The sequence below is a fragment of the Candidatus Chlorobium masyuteum genome, from assembly GCF_011601315.1.
In the GTDB taxonomy this organism is placed as follows: Bacteria; Bacteroidota; Chlorobiia; order Chlorobiales; family Chlorobiaceae; genus Chlorobium; species Chlorobium masyuteum.
Genome location: NZ_JAAORA010000017.1, coordinates 1 through 1295, shown reverse-complemented (window position 1 = coordinate 1295; position 1295 = coordinate 1). Strand labels below are relative to the sequence as shown.

Annotated in this window: 1 protein-coding gene; it reads right to left on the bottom strand. The window is 54.5% G+C overall.

The window, feature by feature from the left end; all coding sequences use genetic code 11:
• Positions 1-1295: beta strand repeat-containing protein (locus tag G9409_RS11945; RefSeq protein WP_208019736.1), on the bottom strand; the 1295-nt coding region annotated here is incomplete at both ends.

Below are 1295 nucleotides of genomic sequence, written 5' to 3'. Positions count from 1 at the left end.
TATCAAGCACAACTCCCGCCGTATTGGAGAGTGTTATGGCCGAGTTATTTCCGAATGCTCCGCTCGTATTGGCTACCGAGGCTACTCCCGCCTTCAGGGTGCCGCCACTCACGCTCGTCGCTCCGGTATAACTGTTCGCTCCCGACAGCGTAACTGTGCCTGTTCCTGTTTTTGTCATGGTGACTGCACCGCCAAGAACAGCACTGACTGTACCATTCGACACCGTAAACCCTGATGTACTTGTTAACACACCTGAACCGATTATACTTCCGTCTGTCAACGTCACGGCACCAACGCTGTCAGAATACGTATCGAGGTTCAACGTTCCGCCGCCACTTACCGTCACCGCTCCGCTTGCAAGCGCATTGGTTATGCCGTACGCCAGCGTACCGCCACTGACAGTGGTAAGTCCTGTATAGAGATTCGCTCCCGAGAGCGTCAACGTACCTGCTCCCGATTTCGTCAGAGTTCCTGCTCCTCCGAGAATTGCCGAGATGTTCACCGTACCGGAGGCATTATTGATGATGTAGCTGCTGCCGCTCAATACTCCTGTGGAGCCGGTTATGGAGCCATTGGTCAGAGTTACTGCGCCAACCGTATCACTATATCCCCCGATATCAAGAACCGCTCCGCTTCCGTTGACTGTCACCCCTCCGCTTGCGAGCGCATTTGCCACACCATAAGCCAGTGTGCCTGCACTTACTGTCGTTAAGCCGGTATAGAGATTTGCAGCCCCAAGTGTCAGCGTGCCTGTTCCCGATTTGGTCAAGGCTCCGGTGGTATTGACTCCTATACCACTAATCGTCAGGCTATTGGCGGTAACATCAATCGTTGATGACGTGCCTGTAGTCAGGGTGAAGGCGCGATTGGTAGAGGCCGTTGATCCAGTATATTGCAGGGTTCCTCCGCCAAGCACAAGGTTTGCCGCTGCAGATGAAGCCTGACCGAGATTTCCTGCAACACCTCCGTCTCCCATTGTTCCTACACTCAGCGTACCGGCATTAATTGTCGTGATACCGGTATAGGTGTTCGCTCCCGAGAGCGTCAGCGTGCCTGATCCGGCCTTGGTGATGCCGCCTGTACCGGAAAGCACTCCGGAGTAGGTTGACGAGCTGCCCGTCGCATCGCCTATCGTCAGGATATTGGCTCCAAGCGTTGTTCCTCCTGATCCCGTCATCGAATCTATCGTCTTGGCTCCGGCTATCGTGAAGGTACCGTTATTGGACACTCCCGAGCTCAGGGCTATCGTTCCCGTTGTATTGAGCGAGAGCGTACCCAGGGTGATTGTTGTCTGA